24 protein-coding genes are annotated in these 22,370 nt (G+C 61.7%); 14 read left to right on the forward strand and 10 right to left on the reverse strand.

Annotated elements, in window-relative coordinates; all coding sequences use genetic code 11:
• Window positions 1-43 precede the first annotated feature (43 nt).
• Window positions 44-904: a CAP domain-containing protein gene (locus tag PSH86_RS19430; RefSeq protein ID WP_305484394.1), complete on the forward strand. Its 861-nt coding sequence runs from the start codon at window positions 44-46 to the stop codon at window positions 902-904.
• A 198-nt stretch (window positions 905-1,102) separates the two neighbouring features.
• Here PSH86_RS19430 and PSH86_RS19435 read toward each other — a convergent pair whose 3' ends face one another.
• Both PSH86_RS19435 and ggt read right to left on the reverse strand, forming a co-directional pair.
• On the reverse strand, window positions 1,103-1,636 hold the full coding sequence (locus PSH86_RS19435; protein ID WP_305484396.1) for a cysteine hydrolase family protein: 534 nt from the start codon (window positions 1,634-1,636) through the stop codon (window positions 1,103-1,105).
• 39 nt (window positions 1,637-1,675) lie between these two features.
• Window positions 1,676-3,403 (reverse strand): gamma-glutamyltransferase, encoded by a 1,728-nt coding sequence (ggt, locus tag PSH86_RS19440; RefSeq protein WP_116832839.1) that lies wholly within the window; start codon window positions 3,401-3,403, stop codon window positions 1,676-1,678.
• Window positions 3,404-3,565: 162 nt separating this feature from the next.
• On the opposite strand from ggt, the gene PSH86_RS19445 reads away from it, so the two are divergent.
• On the forward strand, window positions 3,566-3,997 hold the full coding sequence (locus tag PSH86_RS19445; RefSeq protein WP_176689476.1) for a GNAT family N-acetyltransferase: 432 nt from the start codon (window positions 3,566-3,568) through the stop codon (window positions 3,995-3,997).
• A gap of 57 nt (window positions 3,998-4,054) precedes the next feature.
• On the opposite strand, the gene PSH86_RS19450 is transcribed toward PSH86_RS19445, so the two are convergent.
• On the reverse strand, window positions 4,055-4,405 hold the full coding sequence (locus tag PSH86_RS19450) for a hypothetical protein (RefSeq protein WP_163857952.1): 351 nt from the start codon (window positions 4,403-4,405) through the stop codon (window positions 4,055-4,057).
• 142 nt (window positions 4,406-4,547) lie between these two features.
• On the opposite strand from PSH86_RS19450, the gene PSH86_RS19455 reads away from it, so the two are divergent.
• The 8 genes from PSH86_RS19455 (at window position 4,548) to PSH86_RS19490 (ending at window position 8,851) form a co-directional block, all read left to right on the forward strand.
• The gene (locus PSH86_RS19455) at window positions 4,548-4,808 is read left to right on the forward strand and encodes a hypothetical protein (protein ID WP_109755533.1); all 261 of its coding nucleotides are present in this window, start codon (window positions 4,548-4,550) and stop codon (window positions 4,806-4,808) included.
• A 2-nt stretch (window positions 4,809-4,810) separates the two neighbouring features.
• Window positions 4,811-5,146 (forward strand): DUF6388 family protein, encoded by a 336-nt coding sequence (locus tag PSH86_RS19460; protein ID WP_305484400.1) that lies wholly within the window; start codon window positions 4,811-4,813, stop codon window positions 5,144-5,146.
• 233 nt (window positions 5,147-5,379) lie between these two features.
• The gene (gene tusD / locus PSH86_RS19465) at window positions 5,380-5,772 is read left to right on the forward strand and encodes a sulfurtransferase complex subunit TusD (RefSeq protein ID WP_116834246.1); all 393 of its coding nucleotides are present in this window, start codon (window positions 5,380-5,382) and stop codon (window positions 5,770-5,772) included.
• Window positions 5,773-6,135 (forward strand): sulfurtransferase complex subunit TusC, encoded by a 363-nt coding sequence (gene tusC / locus PSH86_RS19470; RefSeq protein ID WP_109755535.1) that lies wholly within the window; start codon window positions 5,773-5,775, stop codon window positions 6,133-6,135. It begins immediately after the preceding gene.
• Window positions 6,135-6,428: a sulfurtransferase complex subunit TusB gene (gene tusB / locus PSH86_RS19475; protein WP_109755536.1), complete on the forward strand. Its 294-nt coding sequence runs from the start codon at window positions 6,135-6,137 to the stop codon at window positions 6,426-6,428. The genes tusC and tusB overlap by 1 nt, the downstream gene beginning before the upstream one ends.
• The gene (locus PSH86_RS19480; RefSeq protein ID WP_116832841.1) at window positions 6,425-6,760 is read left to right on the forward strand and encodes a TusE/DsrC/DsvC family sulfur relay protein; all 336 of its coding nucleotides are present in this window, start codon (window positions 6,425-6,427) and stop codon (window positions 6,758-6,760) included. Before tusB ends, PSH86_RS19480 begins: the two co-directional genes overlap by 4 nt.
• Complete coding sequence (locus tag PSH86_RS19485) at window positions 6,757-7,758, forward strand: glycosyl transferase family protein (RefSeq protein WP_116832842.1); 1,002 nt, start codon at window positions 6,757-6,759, stop codon at window positions 7,756-7,758. The genes PSH86_RS19480 and PSH86_RS19485 overlap by 4 nt, the downstream gene beginning before the upstream one ends.
• Before the next feature lie 88 nt (window positions 7,759-7,846).
• Complete coding sequence (locus PSH86_RS19490) at window positions 7,847-8,851, forward strand: glutathione S-transferase family protein (protein WP_305484408.1); 1,005 nt, start codon at window positions 7,847-7,849, stop codon at window positions 8,849-8,851.
• Between the two features lie 141 nt (window positions 8,852-8,992).
• On the opposite strand, the gene cysG is transcribed toward PSH86_RS19490, so the two are convergent.
• The 6 genes from cysG to PSH86_RS19520 all read right to left on the reverse strand — a co-directional run bounded on the left by cysG (window position 8,993) and on the right by PSH86_RS19520 (window position 16,681).
• A complete protein-coding gene (gene cysG, locus PSH86_RS19495) occupies window positions 8,993-10,387 on the reverse strand; it encodes a siroheme synthase CysG (RefSeq protein ID WP_305484410.1) in 1,395 nt (464 codons plus the stop codon).
• Window positions 10,388-11,668, reverse strand: a complete 1,281-nt coding sequence (gene serS, locus PSH86_RS19500) for a serine--tRNA ligase (RefSeq protein ID WP_163857948.1) — start codon at window positions 11,666-11,668, stop codon at window positions 10,388-10,390.
• A gap of 15 nt (window positions 11,669-11,683) precedes the next feature.
• Window positions 11,684-12,058 (reverse strand): fluoride efflux transporter CrcB, encoded by a 375-nt coding sequence (gene crcB, locus PSH86_RS19505; RefSeq protein ID WP_013693703.1) that lies wholly within the window; start codon window positions 12,056-12,058, stop codon window positions 11,684-11,686.
• Complete coding sequence (locus tag PSH86_RS19510) at window positions 12,055-13,380, reverse strand: replication-associated recombination protein A (protein WP_003203328.1); 1,326 nt, start codon at window positions 13,378-13,380, stop codon at window positions 12,055-12,057. Before PSH86_RS19510 ends, crcB begins: the two co-directional genes overlap by 4 nt.
• Window positions 13,381-13,594: 214 nt before the next feature.
• Window positions 13,595-14,218 (reverse strand): outer membrane lipoprotein chaperone LolA, encoded by a 624-nt coding sequence (lolA, locus tag PSH86_RS19515; protein WP_134924967.1) that lies wholly within the window; start codon window positions 14,216-14,218, stop codon window positions 13,595-13,597.
• A gap of 57 nt (window positions 14,219-14,275) precedes the next feature.
• Window positions 14,276-16,681, reverse strand: coding sequence for a DNA translocase FtsK (locus tag PSH86_RS19520; protein WP_109755544.1), 2,406 nt, complete (start codon window positions 16,679-16,681; stop codon window positions 14,276-14,278).
• 308 nt (window positions 16,682-16,989) lie between these two features.
• On the opposite strand from PSH86_RS19520, the gene trxB reads away from it, so the two are divergent.
• From trxB to infA, 4 genes are all read left to right on the forward strand, one after another.
• On the forward strand, window positions 16,990-17,949 hold the full coding sequence (trxB, locus tag PSH86_RS19525; protein ID WP_232199732.1) for a thioredoxin-disulfide reductase: 960 nt from the start codon (window positions 16,990-16,992) through the stop codon (window positions 17,947-17,949).
• 82 nt (window positions 17,950-18,031) lie between these two features.
• Window positions 18,032-18,712, forward strand: coding sequence for a leucyl/phenylalanyl-tRNA--protein transferase (gene aat / locus PSH86_RS19530; protein WP_109755546.1), 681 nt, complete (start codon window positions 18,032-18,034; stop codon window positions 18,710-18,712).
• Window positions 18,713-18,769: 57 nt separating this feature from the next.
• The gene (locus tag PSH86_RS19535) at window positions 18,770-19,477 is read left to right on the forward strand and encodes an arginyltransferase (protein WP_109755547.1); all 708 of its coding nucleotides are present in this window, start codon (window positions 18,770-18,772) and stop codon (window positions 19,475-19,477) included.
• Window positions 19,478-19,599: 122 nt separating this feature from the next.
• Window positions 19,600-19,818, forward strand: a complete 219-nt coding sequence (gene infA / locus PSH86_RS19540; RefSeq protein WP_002553999.1) for a translation initiation factor IF-1 — start codon at window positions 19,600-19,602, stop codon at window positions 19,816-19,818.
• Between the two features lie 277 nt (window positions 19,819-20,095).
• On the opposite strand, the gene clpA is transcribed toward infA, so the two are convergent.
• A complete protein-coding gene (gene clpA, locus PSH86_RS19545) occupies window positions 20,096-22,366 on the reverse strand; it encodes an ATP-dependent Clp protease ATP-binding subunit ClpA (RefSeq protein WP_003203340.1) in 2,271 nt (756 codons plus the stop codon).
• Window positions 22,367-22,370 lie beyond the last annotated feature (4 nt).

A 22,370-nucleotide genomic window follows, 5' to 3' on the forward strand; every position in this document is an offset into this window, starting at 1 on the left:
AGCCTGGCGCTATGGCAACTCCCCCTCTCGAGCCGTTCGTCCCATGCGCCATCCTGTTCGCTCTTGCCGTTTCGTTTCGCTGTGCTTGTTGACCCTGTTTCCTTTACTCACCAGTCCCGCCCATGCTCGCGGCGAAAGACAACTGGTGGACGCCATCAACGACTTCCGTGGCCAGTCGCGCCGTTGTGAATGGCGCACGGTACGTGCCACCCAGCCGCTGGTGCTGCGATCGAGCCTGGGCTTGCCGATCGGTTTTCGTGGAGGCCTGCGGGAAACCTTGAAAGACGCCGGCTATCAAGCCCGGGCCGTGCGTAGCATCCGCCTGACCGATGCACGGGACGCCGAAGAAGCCTTTGGCATGCTGGCAGACGAACATTGCGCAGCGCTGCTGGACAACCAGTACGCTGACATCGGCGTCAATCGGGTCGGTGATGAATGGCGCGTGGTGCTGGCGCAGCCCATGGGCGGTACGCGGATGGACGATGCAGGTTCGGCGGACAAGACACTGCTGGCTCAAGTCAACGCCGCCAGGGCCAGGCCGCGGATGTGCGGGAGCCAGCGCTTCGCGGCGGCTCGGCCGCTGAGCTGGAACGCCGCGCTGGGAGCAGCCGCCCAAGGCCACAGCCGGTCGATGGCCCGCGAGAATTATTTTGCCCACCGCGACCCGGACGGTCGCTCCACCTCCGATCGGGCCAAGAGCGCCGGCTTTCGCGGACGTAAATTGGGCGAGAACATCGCCGCCGGCCAACGCTCACCGAGCCAGGCACTGCACGACTGGCTCGCCAGCCCGGGGCACTGCGCCAACCTGATGAACCCGATGTTCACCCAGATGGGCGCAGCTTCCGCCAGCGACTCGCGCAGCGATGCGGGGGTGTACTGGACGATGGTGTTAGGCGCTCCTTGAGGAGCCAGAATCGCCCAAACTTGCAAACAGCGAATCTGTGGCGAAGGGGATCCCCACCTGTGGGAGCAAAGCTTGCTCGCGATGAAGATAACGCGGTCTCCCTGGGAACCGAAGCGCATGCATCGCGAGCAAGCTTTGCTCCCACACAACGGGGATAAATCCCCTCGCCACAGGGGTCAGACAACCTTGTCTTTCGGATCAGAGGCGGATGTCAGCAGCCGGCACCACGTCGATCCGCGACACCGCACTGCTCAGCCGCCCCAGCCGGTTGTTGTGGTTGGCGATTATCTGCTCGGCGGACATGCTGCCGTTGGCCACCGTGGAGTGGGCGTCGGCGGCCAGGACCACGTCGAACCCCAAGGCATGGGCCTGGCGCACGGTGGCGTTGATGCAATAGTCGGTTTGCAGCCCGCAGATCACCAGGCGATCAATGCTGCGGGCTTGCAGCAGCGACAGTAGATCGGTCTGGTAGAAGGCGTCCGGCGTGGTCTTGCGCACCCGCAGGTCATCGGCCGCGGTCAACAGGTCGTCGGCCAGTTGCCAGGCGGCAGAGCCATATGTCAACGAGCCTTCCAACTCTTCGTGCTGGACCAGGATCACCGTCAAGCCGAGGGCCCTGGTCTTGGCGGCGAGGTCGTTGATGGTCCGGATGACGCGCTGGATGTCGAAGCATTCCTCTTCGCCGCGGCACAGTGCGTTCTGGACGTCGATGATCAGCAATGCGGTGTTCATGGCTTTCCTCTTGAAAACGCTGCTCGATCCCAACCGCTATCAATAGCCCAGCGATAAGCCGGTGTTGCGACGGGGGTCGTTGGCGCCATAGAAACGGTTCTTGCCGACTGGCTTACCACCCAATGACGGCGCGCCGACCAGAATCGCGGCAATGTGGTTGGGGTCCTGCGGGCCGGCAAACTTGTGCCCCCAGCTTTCCAGCAGTTTCTGGGTATCGGGGCTGGCGGCGAAGGTTTCGAGGTTGGTTTGCTCCGGCATCCATTGCTGGTGAAAACGCGGCGCATCGACAGCCTCCTGGAGGTTCATGCCGTAGTCGATCACGTTGAGGATGGTCAGCAACGTCGCGGTAATGATCCGGCTGCCGCCTGGGGTGCCCACCACCATGACCGTCTTGCCGTCCTTGGTGACAATGGTCGGGCTCATGGATGACAGCGGCGCCTTGCCCGGCGCGATGGCGTTGGCCTCGCCCTGCACCAGGCCATACATGTTGGGCACGCCGACCTTGGCGGTGAAGTCGTCCATCTCATCATTGAGAATCACCCCGGTCTTGCTCGCCATGACGCCGGCACCGAACCAATCGTTAAGGGTGTAGGTGACCGAAACGGCGTTGCCCCACTTGTCGACGATGGAGTAATGGGTGGTGTTGCTGCCCTCATGGGGCGCCACGCCGGGCTTGATCTTCTGGGAGTCGCCGGCCTTTTGTGGCTCGATCGCCGCCCGCAGCTTGGCGGCGTAGTTTTTATCCAGTAGATGATCGATGGGGTTCTTCACGAAGTCCGGGTCACCCAGGTAGCTGTTGCGGTCCACGTAGGCGTGACGCATGGCTTCGATCTGATAGTGCATGCCCTGGGCCGAATGGAAGCCCAGGTCCTTCATCGGATAACCATCGAGGATGTTCATGATCTGGCACAGCACCACCCCGCCGGAACTGGGCGGCGGCGCCGAGATGATGTGGTAGCCGCGATAGTCGCATTCCACCGGGGCCAGCTCGCGGGTCTTGTACTTGTCCAGGTCGGCCTGGGTGATGATGCCTTTGTTGGCTTGGCTGGACGTGACCAGGGCATCGGCCACCCAACCTTTATAGAAACCATCGGCGCCCTTGGCGGAGATTTCCCGCAGGGTCTTGGCGAGGTCTTTCTGCACCAGCTTCTGGCCGACCTGCATCGGTTCGCCGTTATGCAGGAAAATCGCACCGGAGTCGCGCATGTCCTTCTTGAACACATCGGTGGCGGTTTCCAGCAGATCGACATCGCCCTGCTCCAGGGTGAAGCCTTCCTCGGCGAACTTGATGGCCGGGGCGATCAGTTCCGCCCGAGGCTTGCTGCCATACTTTTTCAACGCCAGTTCCATGCCGGAGACAGTGCCGGGCACGCCCACGGCCAGGTGCCCACGGGTGCTGAGGTCAGGAACGACGTTGCCGTCCTTGTCCAGGTACATGTTGGCGGTGGCGGCCAGGGGGGCTTTTTCGCGGAAATCCAGGAAGGTCTTGCGGCCGTCGGCCAATTGGAGCGTCATGAACCCACCGCCGCCGAGGTTACCCGCTGCCGGATACACCACCGCCAGGGCGTATCCCACCGCCACCGCCGCATCCACGGCATTGCCGCCATTCTTGAGCACGTCGACACCCACATGGGTCGCCAGGTGCTGAGCGGTGACCACCATGCCGTTCTCGGCGGCCACCGGCGCCTGGGAGGCAGCAAACGTCGATAAACAACCGAGGGTCAATGACGTAGCGATGAGGGTCCGGGCTAAGGATTCGAACTTCATGAGTCGGTCTCTTCTTGTTTTAAGGATAGGGATCGCTTCAAAAGCATTAGGCAGTATGGCCCGGTTTGTGGAATGCGCTTGTCAGCCGTCGGCTGGGTTACGGCGACATCCCCTTTGAGATAGGCTCGTGCGTTGATTTTTTACTGAATAGGGACATCACCGATGACGCTGCGAATCGAACGCACGGACACGCCCACCGACGAAGAACGTCAGGCCATTCTCGCTCCGCTACGGGCCTATAACACGGCCAAGACTGGCGGGACGGTGCCTGAGCTGGTCGCTTGGCTGGTGCGGGACGAACACGACGAAATTGTCGGGGGGCTCTACGGCCGAGTGTTTTTCCGCTGGCTGTATATCGAGTTGCTGGTGGTGCCGGAACAGGCCCGGGGCCAGGGCACGGGCTCGACCCTGATGCAAATGGCCGAAGAGTTGGCCCGGGAGAAAAACTGCGTGGGCATCTGGCTGGAGACCTTCGACTTCCAGGCGCCGGAGTTCTACCGCAGGCACGGCTTTACGACAGTCGGCCAGATCGACGACTACCCGCCGGGCCACCAGCACTTCTTCCTCCAGAAGCGCCTCGCTCCTGCCGACTGAAACCCGACCTTGTGGAGGCGAGCCTGCTCGCGATGGCAGGCACCTCGATCTGCCTGCTTAAAGACAAGTCGCCAACGCCGCCAACCGGCGCTTGGCCACGAAGTCGTCATGCTTGGCGTAATAGTTCAACGTCGTACCGTCAGCACCGGTTTGCAAATCGACAAACGCTTCGGCGGAGCGGGTGTAGACCGTCGAGCCCCCCTGCTTGCCCGGTTGCAGGTAGGCACCAGCATCGACACCGAACACCGCTTCGTCCTGCCAGGAGAACTGCACGCACTGGGCCACGACCTGTTCGGGTTTGTCCGAGGTCATGATCTTGTATGGGGCCTGGGTCCGGGCCTCGTTCATCGCCGACCCCGCGCAGCCGGCCAGCAAGGTTGCGGCCAGGGCCACCGTCAACATTCGCATTGCGTTCACTCATCAAGAAAAAAACGGACTGTAGCACTGCGGCCCCCGCCTTCGTGCTGCTTTACTGAAATTTACACGGGACATCGGCCTGCGATTCGCGCAACCTGTCGCGCCATTGCCACCAGCCATCGCGGAACACTCCATGACCCCCAACGCCGAGTTCTACAAACCCACCGCCGAATACGCCGACAAACTCATCAGCCAGATCGGCCAGACTCCTTCCTGGATCGCCAAGCGAATCGGCGTCACCGACAAGCGGATTCGCTACATTCTCGACGGCGAACGCACCGTCAAGGGCGAAACCACGCCGATCCAGATGACCTACACCGAACAGTTCGCCCTCGAATGTCTCGCGGCTGCGGCCAAGGCCAGCAAAAAGCAGTCTTCATCCCCTAAGGAGTGATCATGGCGGCAACCGAACAGCAACACGAACAGGCCTTGGAAAAGTTTCTCGACGAGCGTCCCGAACTGCGCATCGAGTTGGACCACCTCAACCCGCTGCTGGCCCAGGCCAAGGGCGAGACCGCTGCGCAGTACCGCGCTGAGCGGCTGCATGAAGCCTTCGAAGCCGAGGCCGAACGCCAGGGCCTGTTCGCCTGGGAACTGACCCTGCAACTGACCGCCGCCTCGCCCGAGGACTACCAGGCCCAGCGCCTGGAGGTACATAAGGAAGTGGCGGAAATGGCGGGGATGGAGTGGGCCGAGTATTGCGAACTGCATGGCCTCAAAACCCAAGGCTGAACACATCCCTGTGGCGAGGGAGCTTGCTCCCGCTGGCCTGCACAGCAGGCCCAAAAAAAGCGACTCAATCAACCTGACATACCGAGTTGCCAGATCCAGGGTCTGCTGCGCAGCCCAGCGGGAGCAAGCTCCCTCGCCACAGGGTTTGCCTCCAAAGCGCTCGCCCGTCTTGGCAATCGCCCCTGCGCCCATAAAGCTTTATCATGGCCGCAGTTTTGCTGATCGGGTCTGTCATGAAGTTCGCCATTGCGCTGTTTTCCGCCGCCCATGCGCCCTCCTCGCGCCGAGCCCTGTTGTTTGCCCAGGCTGCGCTGGCAAGTGGGCATGAAATCGTGCGGTTGTTTTTCTATCAGGACGGCGTTTATAACGCCGCCAGCAGCGTCGTCCCCCCCCAGGACGAACAGGACCTGCCCCAGCAGTGGCGCGCGTTCGTCAGCGACAATCGGCTCGATGGCGTGGTCTGCATCGCGGCGGCGTTGCGCCGTGGTGTGTTGAACGACGAGGAAGCCCAGCGCTACCAGCGTTCTGCGGTCAGCGTCGAAGCACCCTGGGCCTTGTCCGGGCTGGGTCAGTTGCACGATGCGATCCAGGACGCCGACCGTCTGATCTGCTTTGGAGGCGCGTGAATGGCCAAGTCGTTATTGCTCATCAGCCGCCAGGCCCCATGGTCCGGCCCCGGCGCCCGTGAAGCGCTGGACATCGTCCTGGCCGGCGGTGCGTTCGACCTGCCCATCGGCCTGCTGTTTCTCGATGACGGCGTGTTCCAGCTCACGTCAGGCCAAAACGCCAAGGCGGTCCAGCAAAAGGATCTGAGCGCCAACTTGCAGGCATTGCCGATGTTCGGCGTCGAAGACCTGTTCCTCTGCGCCGCCAGCGCCGCCGAACGCGGCATCGCCACCGATGCCCTGGCACTGGGCGAGGTAAAAGTACTGACTGCGCCGGACATCGCCGCGCTCATCGACCGCTACGACCAGGTGATCACCCTCTGATGTCGACTTTGCATGTGTTGTCTCATTCGCCCTTCGGCGATAACCGCCTTGCCAGTTGCCTGCGGCTACTGGGCAATCAGGATGCGCTGTTGCTGTGTGGCGACGCGACGTATGCGTTGCAACCGGGCAGCCCACCGTTTGAAGTGCTGCAAGCCGCTGGCGTGAACCTGTTCGTGCTCGCCGAAGACCTCCAGGCCCGTGCCCTGGACACACCAGACTGGGCCGAAGCCATCAACTATTCAGGTTTCGTCGAGCTATCGATCGAGCACGACAAGGTCAACACCTGGCTATGAAGACGCTGAAGGTGGGCGAGCGCACCATCGCGCTGGACAAGGACGGCTACCTGGCCGACCTTGATGACTGGTCGGCCGAGGTGGCCACGGCTCTGGCAACCGCCGAAGACATTGAGCTCGGCCCCGAACACTGGGAGATCCTCGAACTGCTGCGCGGTTTCTACGACGAATTCCAGCTTTCCCCCGCGACCCGGCCGCTGATCAAGTACACGGCACTGAAACTGGGCGCGAACAAAGGCAACAGCCTGCACCTGAACCGATTGTTCAAAGGCACTCCCGCCAAACTCGCCGCCAAGCTGGCGGGCCTGCCCAAACCGACGAATTGCTTATGACCGACTTTCCATCGCTGTCCCTTGAGACCCCGGCCGAACACCCGTTCGCCCAGTTCGTACGCATCCTTGGCAAAGGCAAGCGCGGTGCCCGCAACCTGACCCGCGAAGAAGCCCGCGAGGCCATGGGCATGGTGCTCGACGAAAAGGTCGAGGACACCCAGCTTGGCGCCTTCCTGATGCTGTTGCGGCACAAGGAAGAAAGCGCCGAGGAAATGGCCGGCTTCACCGAAGCCCTGCGCGAACGCCTGGTGGTCCCGGCGTTGACGGTGGACCTCGACTGGCCGACCTATGCCGGCAAGAAGCGCCATTTGCCGTGGTACCTGCTGGCGGCCAAGTGCCTTGGGCAGAACGGCGTGCGGATTTTCATGCACGGCGGCGGTGCTCACACCGCAGGTCGGCTCTACACCGAACAATTGCTCGGCTTGCTGCAGATCCCGCTGTGCCGGGATTGGCAGCAGGTCGGTAGCGCGCTGGACAACGGCGGCCTGGCCTTCATGCCACTGGTGGACTGGGCGCCGCAAATGCAGCGGATGATCGACCTGCGCAACACCTTGGGCTTGCGCTCGCCGATCCACTCCCTGGCACGGATTCTCAACCCGTTGGGCGCCCGTTGCGGGCTGCAAAGCATCTTCCATCCGGGCTATCAGGCGGTGCATCGCGATGCCAGCGGTTTGCTGGGTGATACCGCCATCGTGATCAAGGGCGACGGCGGCGAGATCGAGATCAACCCGGACGCTGACAGTCACTTGTACGGCACCACCGGTGGCACCAGTTGGGATGAAGAATGGCCGCGACTGTCCGAACAACGCCACGTCAAGCCGGAAAGCCTCGACCCCGAGCACCTGAAGGCCGTCTGGCGCGGCGACGTTGAAGACAGCTACCCGCAACTCGCCTTGATCGCCACCATGGCCCTGGCCTTGCGCGGCCTGGGCCTGGCGCGCGAAGAGGCTTTCGAACGGGCCCGGCAATATTGGGATGCCCGGGATCGATCGATTTAGTCGATCATCAACGCCCAACCTTTGCGCTTTTAGTTCGAACCCATCGGCATAGACTGCCCTCCAATGTTTATTGGCCGAGGAGATCGAGATGGGTTTGTTAGTCGAGGGCCGCTGGCAGGATCAGTGGTATGAAAGCAAGGACGGCACGTTCCAGCGCGAACAGGCGCAACGCCGTCACTGGGTGACCACCGACGGCAGCGCCGGCCCCAGCGGCGAAGCCGGGTTTGCCGCCGAGGCCGGGCGCTACCATTTGTTCGTGTCCCTGGCCTGCCCCTGGGCCCATCGCACGCTGATCTTTCGCAAGCTCAAGGGCCTGGAAGACCTGATCGACGTCTCGGTGGTTAGTTACCTGATGCTGGAAAACGGCTGGACCTTCGACAAGGCCCACGGCTCCACGGGCGACAAACTCGATAACCTGAGCTTCCTGCACCAGCGCTACACCGCCGATACCGAGGACTACACCGGTCGCGTCACCGTGCCGGTGCTGTGGGACAAACGCCAACAGCGCATCGTCAACAATGAGTCGGCGGAAATCATCCGCATGTTCAACAGCGCCTTTGATGGGCTGACCGGCAACAACCTGGATCTTTACCCCGAACCGCTACGCAGTGACATCGATGCGCTGAACGAGCGCATCTACCCGGCGGTGAACAACGGCGTGTATCGCGCCGGGTTCGCCACCACCCAAGCGGCCTACGAAGAGGCATTCGACGGTTTATTCGCCGAACTGGACCGGTTGGAAGCCTTGCTGGCGACCCAACGCTACCTGGCCGGTGAATATCTGACGGAGGCTGATATCCGACTGTTCACCACGATAATCCGTTTCGACGCGGTGTATTTCGGCCACTTCAAGTGCAACCTGTGGCGCATCGCCGATTATCCGAACCTGTCGAACTGGCTGCGGGAGCTGTATCAGTGGCCGGGCATTGCCGAGACCGTGGATTTCACCCATATCCAGGGCCATTACTATGGCAGCCACAAGACCATCAATCCCAATGGGATCGTGCCCAAGGGGCCGAAGCAGGACTTCAGGGTTGGCCATGATCGGGAAAGGTTGAGTGGGGAAGGGATTTGGCTTGGTTCTGGGAAGTGATCTGGGGTCTTGATTGCCTCTGAAGGCCCATCGCGAGCAGGCTCGCTCCCACACTGGATCGTCGTTCAACCATGAATCTGCGGTTGTACACGGTCCACTGTGGGAGCGAGCCTGCTCGCGATTGGGGACGACGCGGTCTTCCTAAACCTGCCCCTGAGCCCCTTCAAACCAAGCCAGTTTCTCGCGCAGTTGTACCACTTCCCCAACGATCACCAGCGTCGGCGCATGCACTTCATGCTCGGCCACCAGCCGTGGCAAATCCGCCAGGGTGCCGGTGAAGACTCGCTGATTGGATGTCGTGCCTTGCTGGATCAACGCCGCCGGTGTGTCCGCCGCGCGACCACGCTTGATCAGCTCGTTGCAGATCACCGGCAATCCCACCAACCCCATGTAGAACACCAGCGTCTGGGCCGGGGACACCAGGTCGGCCCATGGCAAGTCGCTGGTACCGTCCTTGAGATGGCCGGTGATGAACCGCACCGACTGGGCGTAGTCACGATGGGTCAGGGGGATCCCGGCGTAGGCCGCACAACCACTGGCGGCGGTGATGCCCGGGACAACCTGGAACGGGATGCCGTGGGCCGCCAGCTCTTCGATCTCCTCGCCGCCACGGCCGAAGATGAACGGATCACCGCCCTTCAACCGTACCACTCGCTTACCTTGTCGGGCCAAGTCCACCAATTGCTGGTTGATCTGGTCCTGGGGCACGGCGTGTTCGGAGCGGCGCTTGCCAACGTAGATGCGCTCGGCGTCGCGCCGGCACAGTTCCAGGATTGCCGGCGCCACCAAGCGGTCATACAGCACCACGTCGGCCTGCTGCATCAACCGCAAGGCACGGAAGGTCAGCAGGTCAGGATCACCCGGCCCAGCCCCCACCAGATAGACTTCGCCCGGCGCGTTCGGCGCTTGGCCGTCGATCTTTTCCTGCAGCAGGCGCTCGGCTTCGGCACCCTGCCCGGCCAGTTGACGGTCGGCGATAGGGCCTTGGAACACTTCTTCCCAGAACGCCCGACGTTGCTGCACATCGGGAAACAAGCCTTTGACCTGGCTGCGAAAACGCGCCGCCAGCCCGGCCAGTTGCCCGTAGGTCGATGGAATCCAGGTTTCCAGCTTGGCCCGGATCAACCGCGCCAGCACTGGCGCGTCGCCGCCGCTGGACACCGCGATCACCAGGGGCGAACGGTCGACGATGGCCGGAAAAATCACACTGCACAAGGCTGGCGCGTCCACCACGTTGACCGGCACGCAACGCTTGTGGGCATCAGCCGACACCTGGGCGTTGAGCGATTCGTCGTCGGTGGCAGCGATGATCAGACCGCAGCCGTCCAGGTCCACTTCCACGTAGCCACGCAGGATGCATTCACCGCCGCTGCCACCGACCAGTTCCCGCAACTGCGGTTCGATATCGGGTGCGACCACCCGCAACAACGCGCCGGCATCGGCCAGCAGGCGAGACTTGCGCAAGGCAATCTCGCCGCCGCCAACCACCAGCACGCGGCTGCCGCGCAGGTTGTGGAACAGTGGCAAATAGTCCATTTAACCGATGACCTCGATGCCGCCCATGTACGGTTTCAACACCTCGGGCACACGGATCGAACCGTCGGCCTGCTGGTAGTTTTCCAGCACCGCCACCAGGGTCCGGCCCACCGCCAGGCCGGAGCCATTGAGGGTGTGGACCAGTTCCGGCTTGCCGGTTTCCGGGTTGCGGAAACGCGCCTGCATACGGCGGGCCTGGAAGTCGCCACAGTTGGAGCACGAGGAAATCTCGCGGTACTTGTCCTGGCTCGGGATCCAGACTTCCAGATCGAAAGTCTTGACCGCGCTGAAGCCCATGTCGCCGGTACACAGCGCCAGGGTGCGATACGGCAGTTCCAGCAGTTGCAGGACCTTCTCGGCATTGGCGGTCAGGCTTTCCAGCGCCTCCATGGACTTCGAAGGCTCGACGATCTGGACCATCTCGACTTTGTCGAACTGGTGCTGGCGGATCATGCCCCGGGTGTCGCGACCCGACGCCCCGGCTTCACTGCGGAAGCACGGCGTGTGGGCGACGAACTTGATCGGCAGTTGCTTGGCGTCGACGATCTCGCCAGCGACGATGTTGGTCAGCGACACTTCGGCGGTCGGGATCAGGTACAGGTCGGCCTCGCCGTCGCGGCTGATCTTGAACAGGTCTTCCTCGAACTTCGGCAACTGGCCGGTGCCCTGCAAGGCCGGGGCCTGGACCAGGTACGGCGTGTAGGCTTCTTCGTAACCGTGTTCGGTGACGTGCAGGTTGATCATGAACTGCGCCAGGGCCCGATGCAGACGGGCAATCGGCCCGCGCAACAGGGCAAAACGCGCGCCGGAAAGCTTGGCGGCGGTTTCGAAATCGAGCCAGCCGAACTTCTCGCCCAGAGCCACATGGTCCTGCACCGGGAAATCGAAGACCTTTGGCGTGCCCCAGCGACGTACTTCGACGTTGCCCTCTTCGTCTTCACCGACCGGTACCGATTCGTGCGGCAGGTTCGGGATGCCCAGCAGGATCGAATCCAACTCGGTCTGGATCGCGTCCAGCTCGACCTTGCCAGCGCTCAATTCGCCCGCCATGCGCTCGACATCGGCCATCAGCGGCGCGATGTCTTCACCACGCTGCTTGGCCTGGCCGATGGACTTGGAGCGCGCGTTACGTTCAGCCTGCAGGGCTTCGGTGCGGGTCTGGACGGTCTTGCGCTGTTCTTCCAGCGCTTCGATGCGCGCGACGTCCAGGGCATAGCCACGGGAAGCCAGGCGATCCGCTACGTCCTGAAGGTTGCTACGTAACAGTTTGGAATCGAGCATGTCGGTCTCTCGTTATCAAAGTTTGGTCAGGGACAGGCCGGCCCATGTGGCGAGCAGCCCGCCGAATACGCTGATGGCCGCATAGCCCAGGGCCAGCGGCACCTGCCCGCTTTCCAGCAAGCGCACCGTATCCAGTGAAAAGGATGAAAAAGTCGTCAGGCCGCCAAGAAAGCCGACGATCAGGCCCGCACGTACCTCGATGGGCACTTCCGGGCGCATCAAAAACAGACCGTATAGAACACCGATCAGCAGACAGCCCACGATATTAACGGCCAGCGTCGCGGTATAGAAGTGCCGCGGCCAATTTGCATTGATCCAGTTGCCGGTCGCGAAGCGCACCAACGTACCGGCAACGCCACCTGCGGAAACTGCAAGAATCAGGGGGATCAAGGTTTTCTCCGCTGCCGTGGACTCAAGCGGTCCAATTGCGCCAAGTGGTTGAGCTTCTCGCCGATCTTCAGTTCCAGGCCACGGGGCACCGGCTGATAGAAGCGCTGGGGTTCGAGTTCATCGGGGAAATAGTCTTCGCCGGCGGCATAAGCGTCCGGCTCATCGTGGGCGTAACGGTATTCCTCGCCATAGCCCAACTGCTTCATGAGCTTGGTCGGCGCATTGCGCAGGTGCAGCGGCACTTCAAGGGAGCCATGCTCGGTAGCGCTGCGCATCGCCGCCTTGAAGCCCATGTACACGGCGTTGCTTTTCGGCGCACAGGCCAGGTAGGTGATCGCCTGGGCCACGGCAAGCTCGCCTTCCGGGCTGCCCAGGCGCTCCTGCACATCCCAGGCTGCCAGGCACAGGCTCAGGGCGCGAGGGTCGGCGTTGCCGATGTCTTCGCTGGCCATGCGCACCACGCGCCGCGCCAGGTACAGCGGATCGCAGCCGCCGTCGATCATTCGCGCAAACCAGTACAAGGCGGCATCGGGGTTGGAGCCGCGGATGGATTTGTGCAGCGCCGAGATCTGGTCATAGAACGCTTCGCCGCCCTTGTCGAAGCGCCGCCGGGTATCGCCCAGCAAGCTTTGCAACAGCTCGACGCCAATCTCGCTATCGTCCTCAGCCAGGTCCGAGGCGTTTTCCAGCAGGTTGAGCAAGCGCCGGCCATCACCGTCAGCGGCCGAAAACAGGATCTGGAACCCTTCGTCGCTGAGGCTCAAATGCCGCTTGCCCAGGCCGCGCTCCTCGGTCAATGCCCGATGCACCAGCTTGCGCATCGCCGCTTCGTCGAGGCTCTTGAGCACATAGACCCGCGCCCGGGACAGCAACGCGTTATTGAGTTCGAACGAAGGGTTTTCGGTGGTCGCACCAATGAAGATCAGCGTGCCGTCTTCCACGTAGGGCAGGAACGCGTCCTGTTGGGATTTGTTGAAGCGGTGCACTTCGTCGACGAACAGGATGGTGCGCTTGCCGTACTGGCCGGCCTGCTGCTTGGCCACTTCCACCGCCTGGCGGATTTCCTTGACCCCGGCCAGCACCGCCGAAACCGTTTCGAAATGGGCGTCCGAGACTTCCGCCAGCAGCCGCGCCAGGGTGGTCTTGCCCACGCCCGGCGGGCCCCAGAAGATCATCGAGTGCAGCGCGCCCTGCTCCAGCGCTTCGCGCAGCGGCTTGCCGCGAGCGAGCACATGCTCCTGGCCGACGTACTCATCCAGGTTGGTCGCGCGCAGGCGGGCGGCCAATGGCTGGGCAATCGGGGCGCTTCGAAACAGGTCCATCACTACTTATACAACCTCCACTGGGTCCTGATACCGATTCTCTCTGCAGAAGCAGATCTGTGGGAGCAGACCTGTGGGAGCAAGGCTTGTCCGCGATTGCATCGCCTCGGTCTACCAGATACACCGAGGTGTCTGTATCGCGGGCAAGCCTTGCTCCCACAGACCAATTTCCACAGACCATTCCTACAGGCCATTTCCCACAGGGGCTTTGTGTTTACTCCTGGATCACGTCCGCACCCTTGGGGATGTCGAACTTGAACTTGGATGCCGCGATCGGCTCGTTGGCCTTGACCCCGGTGAACAGGATATTGGTGCGCTGGCCGACACTGTCGATCAGTTGCATGTCGTTGACCAGGCCGTTGCGGAACGACAGGCGCAGGTTGTCGAACAGGCTGTCCTTGGTCTTGGGCTTGAGGGTGAAGTCAATCACGCCGCCGGCCTCCTTGGCACTGATGTCGAAGCTCTGGCTGATCTTGGAGATGTCGCCGGAGAGCAGCAATGCCGGGGTCTGGGTCAGGCGCTGGTCGAGGGTCTTGATGGTGACCTGCTCCAGGTCCGGGTCCCACAGGGAGACTTTCTTGCCGTCGGAGACCATCAATTGCTCGGCCGGCGCGTCGGTGTGCCAGTAGAACAGGCCCGGGCGCTGCAACGCCATTTCGCCAGCGGTTTCCTGCAACTGGGTGCCGCTGCCGTCAAGGGTCAGTTGGGAGAAACGCGCGGTCAGGGTCTGGGAGCGCTCCAGTAACTGGGTCAAGCGGGCCACGTCCTTTTCATCGGCGTGGGCCGACAAGGTGGTCAGGGCCAATACGGGCAACAGCAACATGCGAATCAGGCGCATGGGAGTCCTCATGAAGTCGTGGGGGTCGGGCGGCGTGTCAGCAAGCCGCCCGGGTCGTTAGTCGCGCATCGGGCCCGGCGCCAGTACTTCGCGCGAACCGTTGGTGTTCATGGCCGTCACCACCCCGGCCATTTCCATGGCTTCGATCATGCGAGCGGCGCGGTTGTAGCCAATCTTCAGCTTGCGCTGAACAGCAGAAATCGAGGCCCGACGGCTCTCCAGGACGAACTGCACCGCTTCGTCGTAGAGCGCATCGGTTTCAGCATCGTCGTCACCGCCGCCACTACTGCCTTCGAAACCGCTGCCGGCTTCTTCGACACCGTTGAGGATGTCGTCGTTGTATTCAGGTGCGCCGCGCAGCTTCCAGGCCTCCACCACGCGGTGCACTTCGTCGTCGGAAACGAACGCGCCGTGTACACGGATCGGCAGGCTGGTGCCCGGCGGCATGTAGAGCATGTCACCGTGGCCGAGCAACTGCTCGGCACCGCCCTGGTCGATGATGGTCCGCGAGTCGATCTTGCTCGACACCTGGAATGCCATGCGGGTCGGGATGTTGGCCTTGATCAGGCCGGTGATCACGTCCACCGACGGTCGCTGTGTGGCGAGGATCAGGTGGATACCGGCCGCACGGGCCTTCTGGGCGATACGGGCGATCAGCTCTTCGACCTTCTTGCCGACGATCATCATCATGTCGGCGAATTCGTCCACCACCACCACGATGGTCGGCAGCTTGTGCAGCAGCGGCGCTTCGTCGTGGATATTCTCGCGGTGATACAGCGGGTCGCTCAACGGCGTACCGGCTTCCTCGGCTTCCTTGACCTTGGCATTGAAGCCCGACAGGTTGCGCACGCCCATCTTCGCCATCAGCTTGTAGCGGCGTTCCATCTCGGCAACGCTCCAGCGCAAGGCATTGGCGGCGTCCTTCATGTCGGTGACCACCGGGCACAGCAGGTGCGGGATGCCCTCGTAGATCGACAGCTCGAGCATTTTCGGGTCGATCATGATCAGCTTGGCGTCTTCCGGGCCGGACTTGAACAGGATCGACAGGATCATCGCGTTCACACCCACCGATTTACCGGAACCGGTGGTACCGGCCACCAGCAAGTGGGGCATTTTCGCCAGGTCAGTGATGACTGGCTTGCCACCGATGTCGTGGCCCAGGGCCAGGGTGACCGGCGACTTGTGGTTGTCGTACTCCGGCGTGGACAATACCTCGGAGAAGCGCACGATCTGCCGGTCTTCGTTGGGGATCTCGATCCCCACGGTGGTCTTGCCGGGAATCACCTCCACCACCCGCACGCTGGTCACGGCCAGGGAACGCGCCAGGTCCTTGGCGAGGTTGGCGATGCGGCTGACCTTCACGCCGGCGGCCGGCTGGATTTCGTAGCGGGTGATGACCGGGCCCGGGTGAATCGAATCCACCGAGACCTCGACGCCGAACTCCTTGAGCTTGATCTCCAGCAAGTGGCCGACAGCCGCCAGGGATTCGGGGGAATAGTTGAGCTGTTTCTTTTCGGCCGGGTCCAGGATCGAGATCGGCGGCAAGGTGCCTTCCACCGCGCTGTCGACGAACAGCGGCGCCTGTTTCTCTTTCTGCACGCGCTTGCTCTGCTCCGGCGGCTTGGCCGGGGCCATGGTAATGACCGGTGGCACCTGTTTCTCGCGCTCGGACATGTGCTTGCTCAAGGCCTGCTCACGCTCTATCAGGCGCTCCTTGACCTTGGCCTGCTCGCGCTTGTCCGGCGTCGTCGGAGCCACCACATCGTGGACCCGGTCGTCGACTTCACGCAGTTGCGCCACCAGTTGCTTGCGCTCGGTGCGCGCCGCCCACCAGCGGTTCACGACACCCTGGATCAGTTCGATCAGGTCGAGGGTGATCTTGCCGGTGACGTCCATGACCTTGAACCAGGACAAGTCGGTGAACACCGTCAGGCCGAACAGGAACAGGGCGATGAACAGCAGCGTGCTGCCCTGGATATTCAGGGCGTTCCTGGCCAGGTCGCCGAGGCTTTCCCCCAGCGCACCGCCCGCCCCGGCCGGCAAGCCGGTGGGCGCATGGAAATGGATATGGGCCAGCGCGGCCCCCGACAACACCAGGAACACCAGGCCGATCAGGCGCCAGGAGAACAGCCAGCCGCTCCACTGCCACGGTTCGTGGCGCTGGCGGAAGATCTGGTAGGCCTTGATCGCCAGCAGCAACGGGAAGATGTAGGCGAAATAGCCCAACACCATGAACAGGATGTCGGCGCTGTAGGAACCGGCCGGGCCGCCGAAATTCTGCACGTCGTCGATCTTGCTGTTATGGCTCCAGCCCGGATCGTCCTTGCCGTAGGTCAGCAGGGCCATCATCAGGAACAGGCACAGGGCACCGATGGCGATCAACGCACCTTCCTTGAGCCGGTAGTGCAATTGCTGGCGCCAGAGCGGAACGACTGGTTTGGGTGCTGCGGTGGATTTCTTCAAAACGCTTCTTTTCCTGCGCCTACGGCGCGTCCATCTGTTGAATGACTATAAAAAACTGCCCATGACGAGCAGGTAAAAAAGTGAATGTGCACAACCGGTACTACTTTTACCACTGTGAGGTGCATCCAGAAAACCACAGGTGTTGCCGAAGATTTTGATCTTTAGCCCATCCAGCGCTCAAAACTCAAGCATTGTACGGGTTTGTCGACGCCAAGGCATTGCCTGACAGCATAGCCGGATTCAGGCTGCACACGCGCTAATTGGACCATGCATTCTCTTTTGTGACAAAGGCTTATGAGGTGTTTTTTATGAGCGAAGTGAAGCATTCACGCCTGATCATTCTCGGGTCCGGCCCTGCGGGGTACAGCGCTGCTGTCTATGCCGCCCGCGCCAACCTCAAACCTGTTGTCATTACCGGCCTGCAGGCCGGCGGCCAGCTCACCACCACCGTGGAAGTCGATAACTGGCCCGGCGATGTCGAAGGCCTGACGGGCCCGGTACTGATGGAGCGCATGCAACGGCACGCCGAGCGCTTCGACACGCAGATCGTCTACGACCATGTCCACACCGCCAAGTTGCAACAGCGCCCGTTCGAATTGATCGGCGACAGCGGCACCTACACCTGTGATGCGCTGATCATTGCCACCGGTGCCTCGGCCCAGTACCTGGGTCTGCCCTCGGAGGAAACCTTCGCTGGCAAAGGGGTTTCCGCGTGTGCGACCTGCGATGGCTTTTTCTACCGCAACCAGGTGGTGGCCGTGGTCGGCGGCGGCAATACCGCAGTCGAGGAGGCCCTGTACCTGTCGAACATCGCCAGGGAAGTGCACCTGATCCACCGCCGCGACAAGCTGCGCTCAGAGAAAATCCTGCAGGACAAACTCTTCGAAAAAGCCGCCAACGGCAATATCAAGCTGCACTGGAACCAGAACCTGGACGAAGTCCTGGGCGACGCCAGCGGCGTGACTGGCGCGCGTTTGCGGCACAGCGAGACCGGCGAAACCAGCACGCTGTCCCTGGCTGGCGTGTTCATAGCCATCGGCCACAAACCCAATACCGAACTGTTCCAGGGCCAGCTGACGATGCGTGACGGTTACCTGATCGTGCGCGGCGGCAGCGAGGGCAACGCCACCGCGACCGATATCGAAGGCGTGTTCGCCGCCGGCGATGTGGCCGACCACGTCTATCGCCAGGCAATCACCTCCGCCGGCGCCGGCTGCATGGCCGCACTCGATGCCGAGAAGTATCTCGATGACATCCCTGCCGTTTGACGGTTAACCTTCCAGGCGAGTCCTCGCTGATGCGCGAGGCCCGCCGCCTGCCGCCCTCCCCTTCTACTTAAGCCGGATACCAATGCTGACCTGGTTACAACGCAACAGCTTCGAATTCCCGCCACTGGCAAAAGCCATGCGCGACCCCAACGGGTTATTGGCCGCCGGCGGCGATCTCTCCGCCGACCGGCTGATCCAGGCTTATCGCCACGGCTGCTTCCCATGGTTTTCCGAGGGGCAACCGATCCTGTGGTGGTCGCCGGACCCACGTACGGTATTGTTTCCCGACGAACTGCACATATCCCGCAGCCTGGACAAACTGCTGCGCAAGCAGCGCTATCAAGTGACGTTTGACCGAGATTTCGCGGCGGTCATCCAGGCGTGCGCCGCGCCTCGGGACTATGCCGAGGGCACCTGGATCACCGACGCCATGCAAACCGCTTATCGGGAACTGCACCGACGCGGTTTTGCCCATTCGGTGGAAGTGTGGGACCAGGGGATGTTGGTGGGTGGCCTGTATGGCCTGGCCATGGGGCAGCTGTTCTTTGGCGAGTCCATGTTCAGCCGGGCCGACAATGCCTCGAAATTCGGCTTCGCCACCCTGGTCCAGCACCTCAAGGCCGCCGGTTTCGTACTGATCGACTGCCAGATGCCCACCGAGCACCTGCACAGCCTCGGCGCACGGTCGATCCCACGCAATGAATTTGCCGATTATCTAAAGGCGCATCTGGACCAACCCAACCATGCGACATGGGTTTGCTGAGCGACATTCGCGCTCCTGGCTTACAATTAAATTCAAAGCTTATCCCGAGGGTCGATCATGACCGAGTTGGCGCGTTTGAAGTTCTATGCCACTCAGCCCCACTCTTGCAGTTATCTGCCGGAGGAGCAGGCCACGACGCTGTTCCTCGACCCTAGCCAGCCCATGGATGTGCATGTCTACGCAGACCTGTCGGAAATGGGCTTTCGCCGTAGCGGCGACCACCTCTACCGGCCTCATTGCCAACACTGCAACGCCTGTGTCCCGGCGCGCATCCCTGTCGCGCAATTTCTGCCCAACCGCCAACAGAAACGCATTTTCAAGCGCAACGCCGACCTTCAGGTCCGCCCGGTCAAGCCGCAGTTCACCGAGGAATATTTCGACCTGTACCAGCGCTACATCGAACAACGCCATGCCGATGGCGACATGTACCCACCCAGTCGCGATCAGTTCTCGACCTTCCTGGTGCGTGACCTGCCGTTTTCGCGTTTCTATGAGTTCCGCCTGGACGGACGGCTGGTAGCCATCGCCGTCACGGACCTGCTGCCCAACGGCCTTTCGGCGGTATACACCTTCTATGAGCCAGACGAAGAACGGCGCAGCCTGGGCCGGTTTGCCATCCTCTGGCAAATCAACGAAGCCCGGCGCCTGGGACTGGAAGCGGTATACCTGGGCTACTGGATCAAGAACTGCAAGAAAATGAACTACAAGACCCAATATCGCCCCATTGAACTGCTGATAAACCAACGCTGGGTTGTCCTGAGTTAGAACCCTTCGGCTTAAAAGCTAGAACCCCTTGGCTTGAACCCCCTTTTTCGGGCACAATGCACGCCGCTTTTGCCTGGCGCAGTTGCACCGGGCCATTCACTGGATACCGAGGGCTTTACTGCATGTCGAAAGAAGACAGCTTCGAAATGGAAGGCACTGTCGTCGACACCCTGCCCAACACCATGTTTCGTGTGGAGTTGGAAAATGGGCACGTCGTAACCGCGCATATCTCCGGCAAGATGCGCAAGAACTACATTCGTATTCTTACCGGTGACAAAGTGCGCGTCGAGCTGACGCCCTATGACTTGAGCAAAGGGCGCATCACTTACCGCGCTCGCTAACAAGTCAATACAAAACGCCCGGCTGATGCCGGGCGTTTTTGTTTGTCCGCCCCCACGATCACCTCACACCCCTGTGGGAGCGAGCCTGCTCGCGATGAGGCCGGCACATTCGGCATTACTGCCAACTGACCCACCGCTTTCGCGAGCAGGCTCGCTCCCACAGGAGATTTGTGGCGGATGCAATTCCTGCAGTTATCCAGCCTCCCACAGGGACGGGGTATTGCTGAAATAGCAAAAAGGCGCCTTTCGGCGCCTTCTGCTTTGTTGCAACTAACGGTCAGGCCATTTCGGCCGTGGTTTCGAAGTCGAAGGTCAGTTCGCCGTCCTTGATGTCGATGTGAACCACACCGCCATGTTCGGCCAGTTCGCCAAAGAGGATTTCCTCCGCCAGCGGACGCTTGATCTTGTCCTGGATCAGGCGAGCCATTGGTCGTGCCCCCATCGTCACATCGTAACCACCTTCGGCCAGCCAACTGCGAGCCGCATCGGTGACTTCCAGCAACACACGCTTGTCTTCGAGCTGCGCCTGAAGTTCGGTAAGGAACTTGTCCACCACGCTCTTGATGACTTCATGACTGAGGCGACCAAACTGGATAATGGTGTCCAGGCGGTTGCGGAACTCAGGCGTGAAGCTCTTCTTGATCACTTCCATCGCATCGGACGAGTGGTCCTGATGGGTGAAACCGATCGAAGCGCGAGCTGCGGTTTCGGCACCGGCGTTCGTGGTCATGATGATGATCACGTTGCGGAAGTCCGCCTTGCGCCCGTTGTTATCGGTCAACGTACCGTGGTCCATGACCTGCAGCAGCAGGTTGAAGACTTCCGGATGCGCCTTCTCGATTTCATCGAGCAACAGCACGCAGTGTGGCTGCTTGGTAATCGCTTCGGTCAGCAGGCCGCCCTGGTCGAAACCGACATAACCTGGAGGCGCACCAATCAGACGCGACACGGTGTGGCGCTCCATGTACTCGGACATGTCGAAACGAACCAGCTCGATACCCATCGCCTTGGCCAATTGCCGTGCCGCCTCGGTCTTGCCGACACCGGTGGGACCTGCGAACAGGAACGAGCCCACTGGCTTGTCCGGCGACTTGAGGCCGGCGCGAGACAGCTTGATAGCGGTCGACAGCGAGTCGATGGCCGCATCCTGGCCGAACACCGTCAGCTTCAGGTCACGCTCCAGGTTACGCAGCAGCTCCTTGTCGGAACTGGTGACATGCTTGGGCGGAATACGCGCGATTTTCGCCACGATATCCTCGACCTGAGGCACTTCGATGCGCTTGACACGTTTCTCCACGGGTTGCAGGCGCTGGTAGGCACCCGCCTCGTCGATGACGTCGATGGCCTTGTCCGGCATGTGCCGGTCATTGATGTAGCGCGAGGCCAGTTCCGCCGCGGCGCGCAGGGCTTCATCGCTGTACTCGATGTTGTGGTGCAGCTCGAAGCGCCCTTTCAGGCCGCGCAGGATACCGATGGTGTCCTCCACCGAAGGCTCCGACACATCGACCTTCTGGAAGCGCCGGGCCAAGGCACGGTCCTTCTCGAAGATCCCGCGGAATTCCTGGAACGTGGTCGAGCCGATGCAACGGATATCACCCGAAGACAGCAACGGCTTGAGCAGGTTGGAGGCATCCATGACACCACCGGAAGCAGCCCCGGCACCGATGATGGTGTGGATTTCATCGATGAACAGGATCGCTTGCGGACGTTTTTTCAGCTCGCCGAGCAACGCCTTGAAGCGCTTCTCGAAATCGCCGCGGTACTTGGTACCGGCCAGCAAGGCCCCCAGGTCGAGGGAATACACGACGCTGTTGGCCAGCAGGTCCGGCACCTGGTTGTCGACGATGCGCTTGGCCAGGCCTTCGGCAATCGCGGTCTTGCCCACGCCTGCCTCGCCCACTAACAGCGGGTTGTTCTTGCGGCGCCGGGCCAGGATCTGCGCAACGCGCTCGACCTCGGCCTCGCGTCCGACCAGTGGATCGATGCGCCCCTGGCGTGCCAGTTCGTTCAGGTTGCTGGCATAGGCATCCAATGGGTTGCCTGAAGAAGAAGACTCACCGCCCTCGTCGTCCTGCATATCCTGCTCACCCTCGGAGTGATCGCCATGCCCCGGCACCTTGGAGATGCCATGGGCGATGTAGTTGACGACATCGATACGCGCAACGCTCTGCTGCTTGAGCAGGAACACTGCCTGGCTTTCCTGCTCGCTGAAGATGGCAACCAACACGTTGGCACCGGTGACTTCACGCTTGCCCGAGCTCTGTACATGGAAGACAGCACGCTGCAGGACACGTTGGAAGCCCAGGGTTGGCTGGGTTTCGCGATCCTCGTCATGCACGGGGATCAGTGGCGTGGTGGAGTCGATGAACTCCTGCAGATCATGCTTGAGTTTATCGAGGTTCGCGCCGCAGGCACGCAAAACGGTGGCGGCAGCCTCGTTATCCAATAGGGCCAGCAGCAGGTGTTCGACGGTCATGAATTCATGACGCTTCGAACGAGCCTCCTTGAAGGCAAGATTGAGGGTGACTTCGAGCTCGCGGTTTAACATAGCT

This window comes from Pseudomonas sp. FP2300 (assembly GCF_030687595.1).
Taxonomy (GTDB): Bacteria; Pseudomonadota; Gammaproteobacteria; order Pseudomonadales; family Pseudomonadaceae; genus Aquipseudomonas; species Aquipseudomonas bijieensis.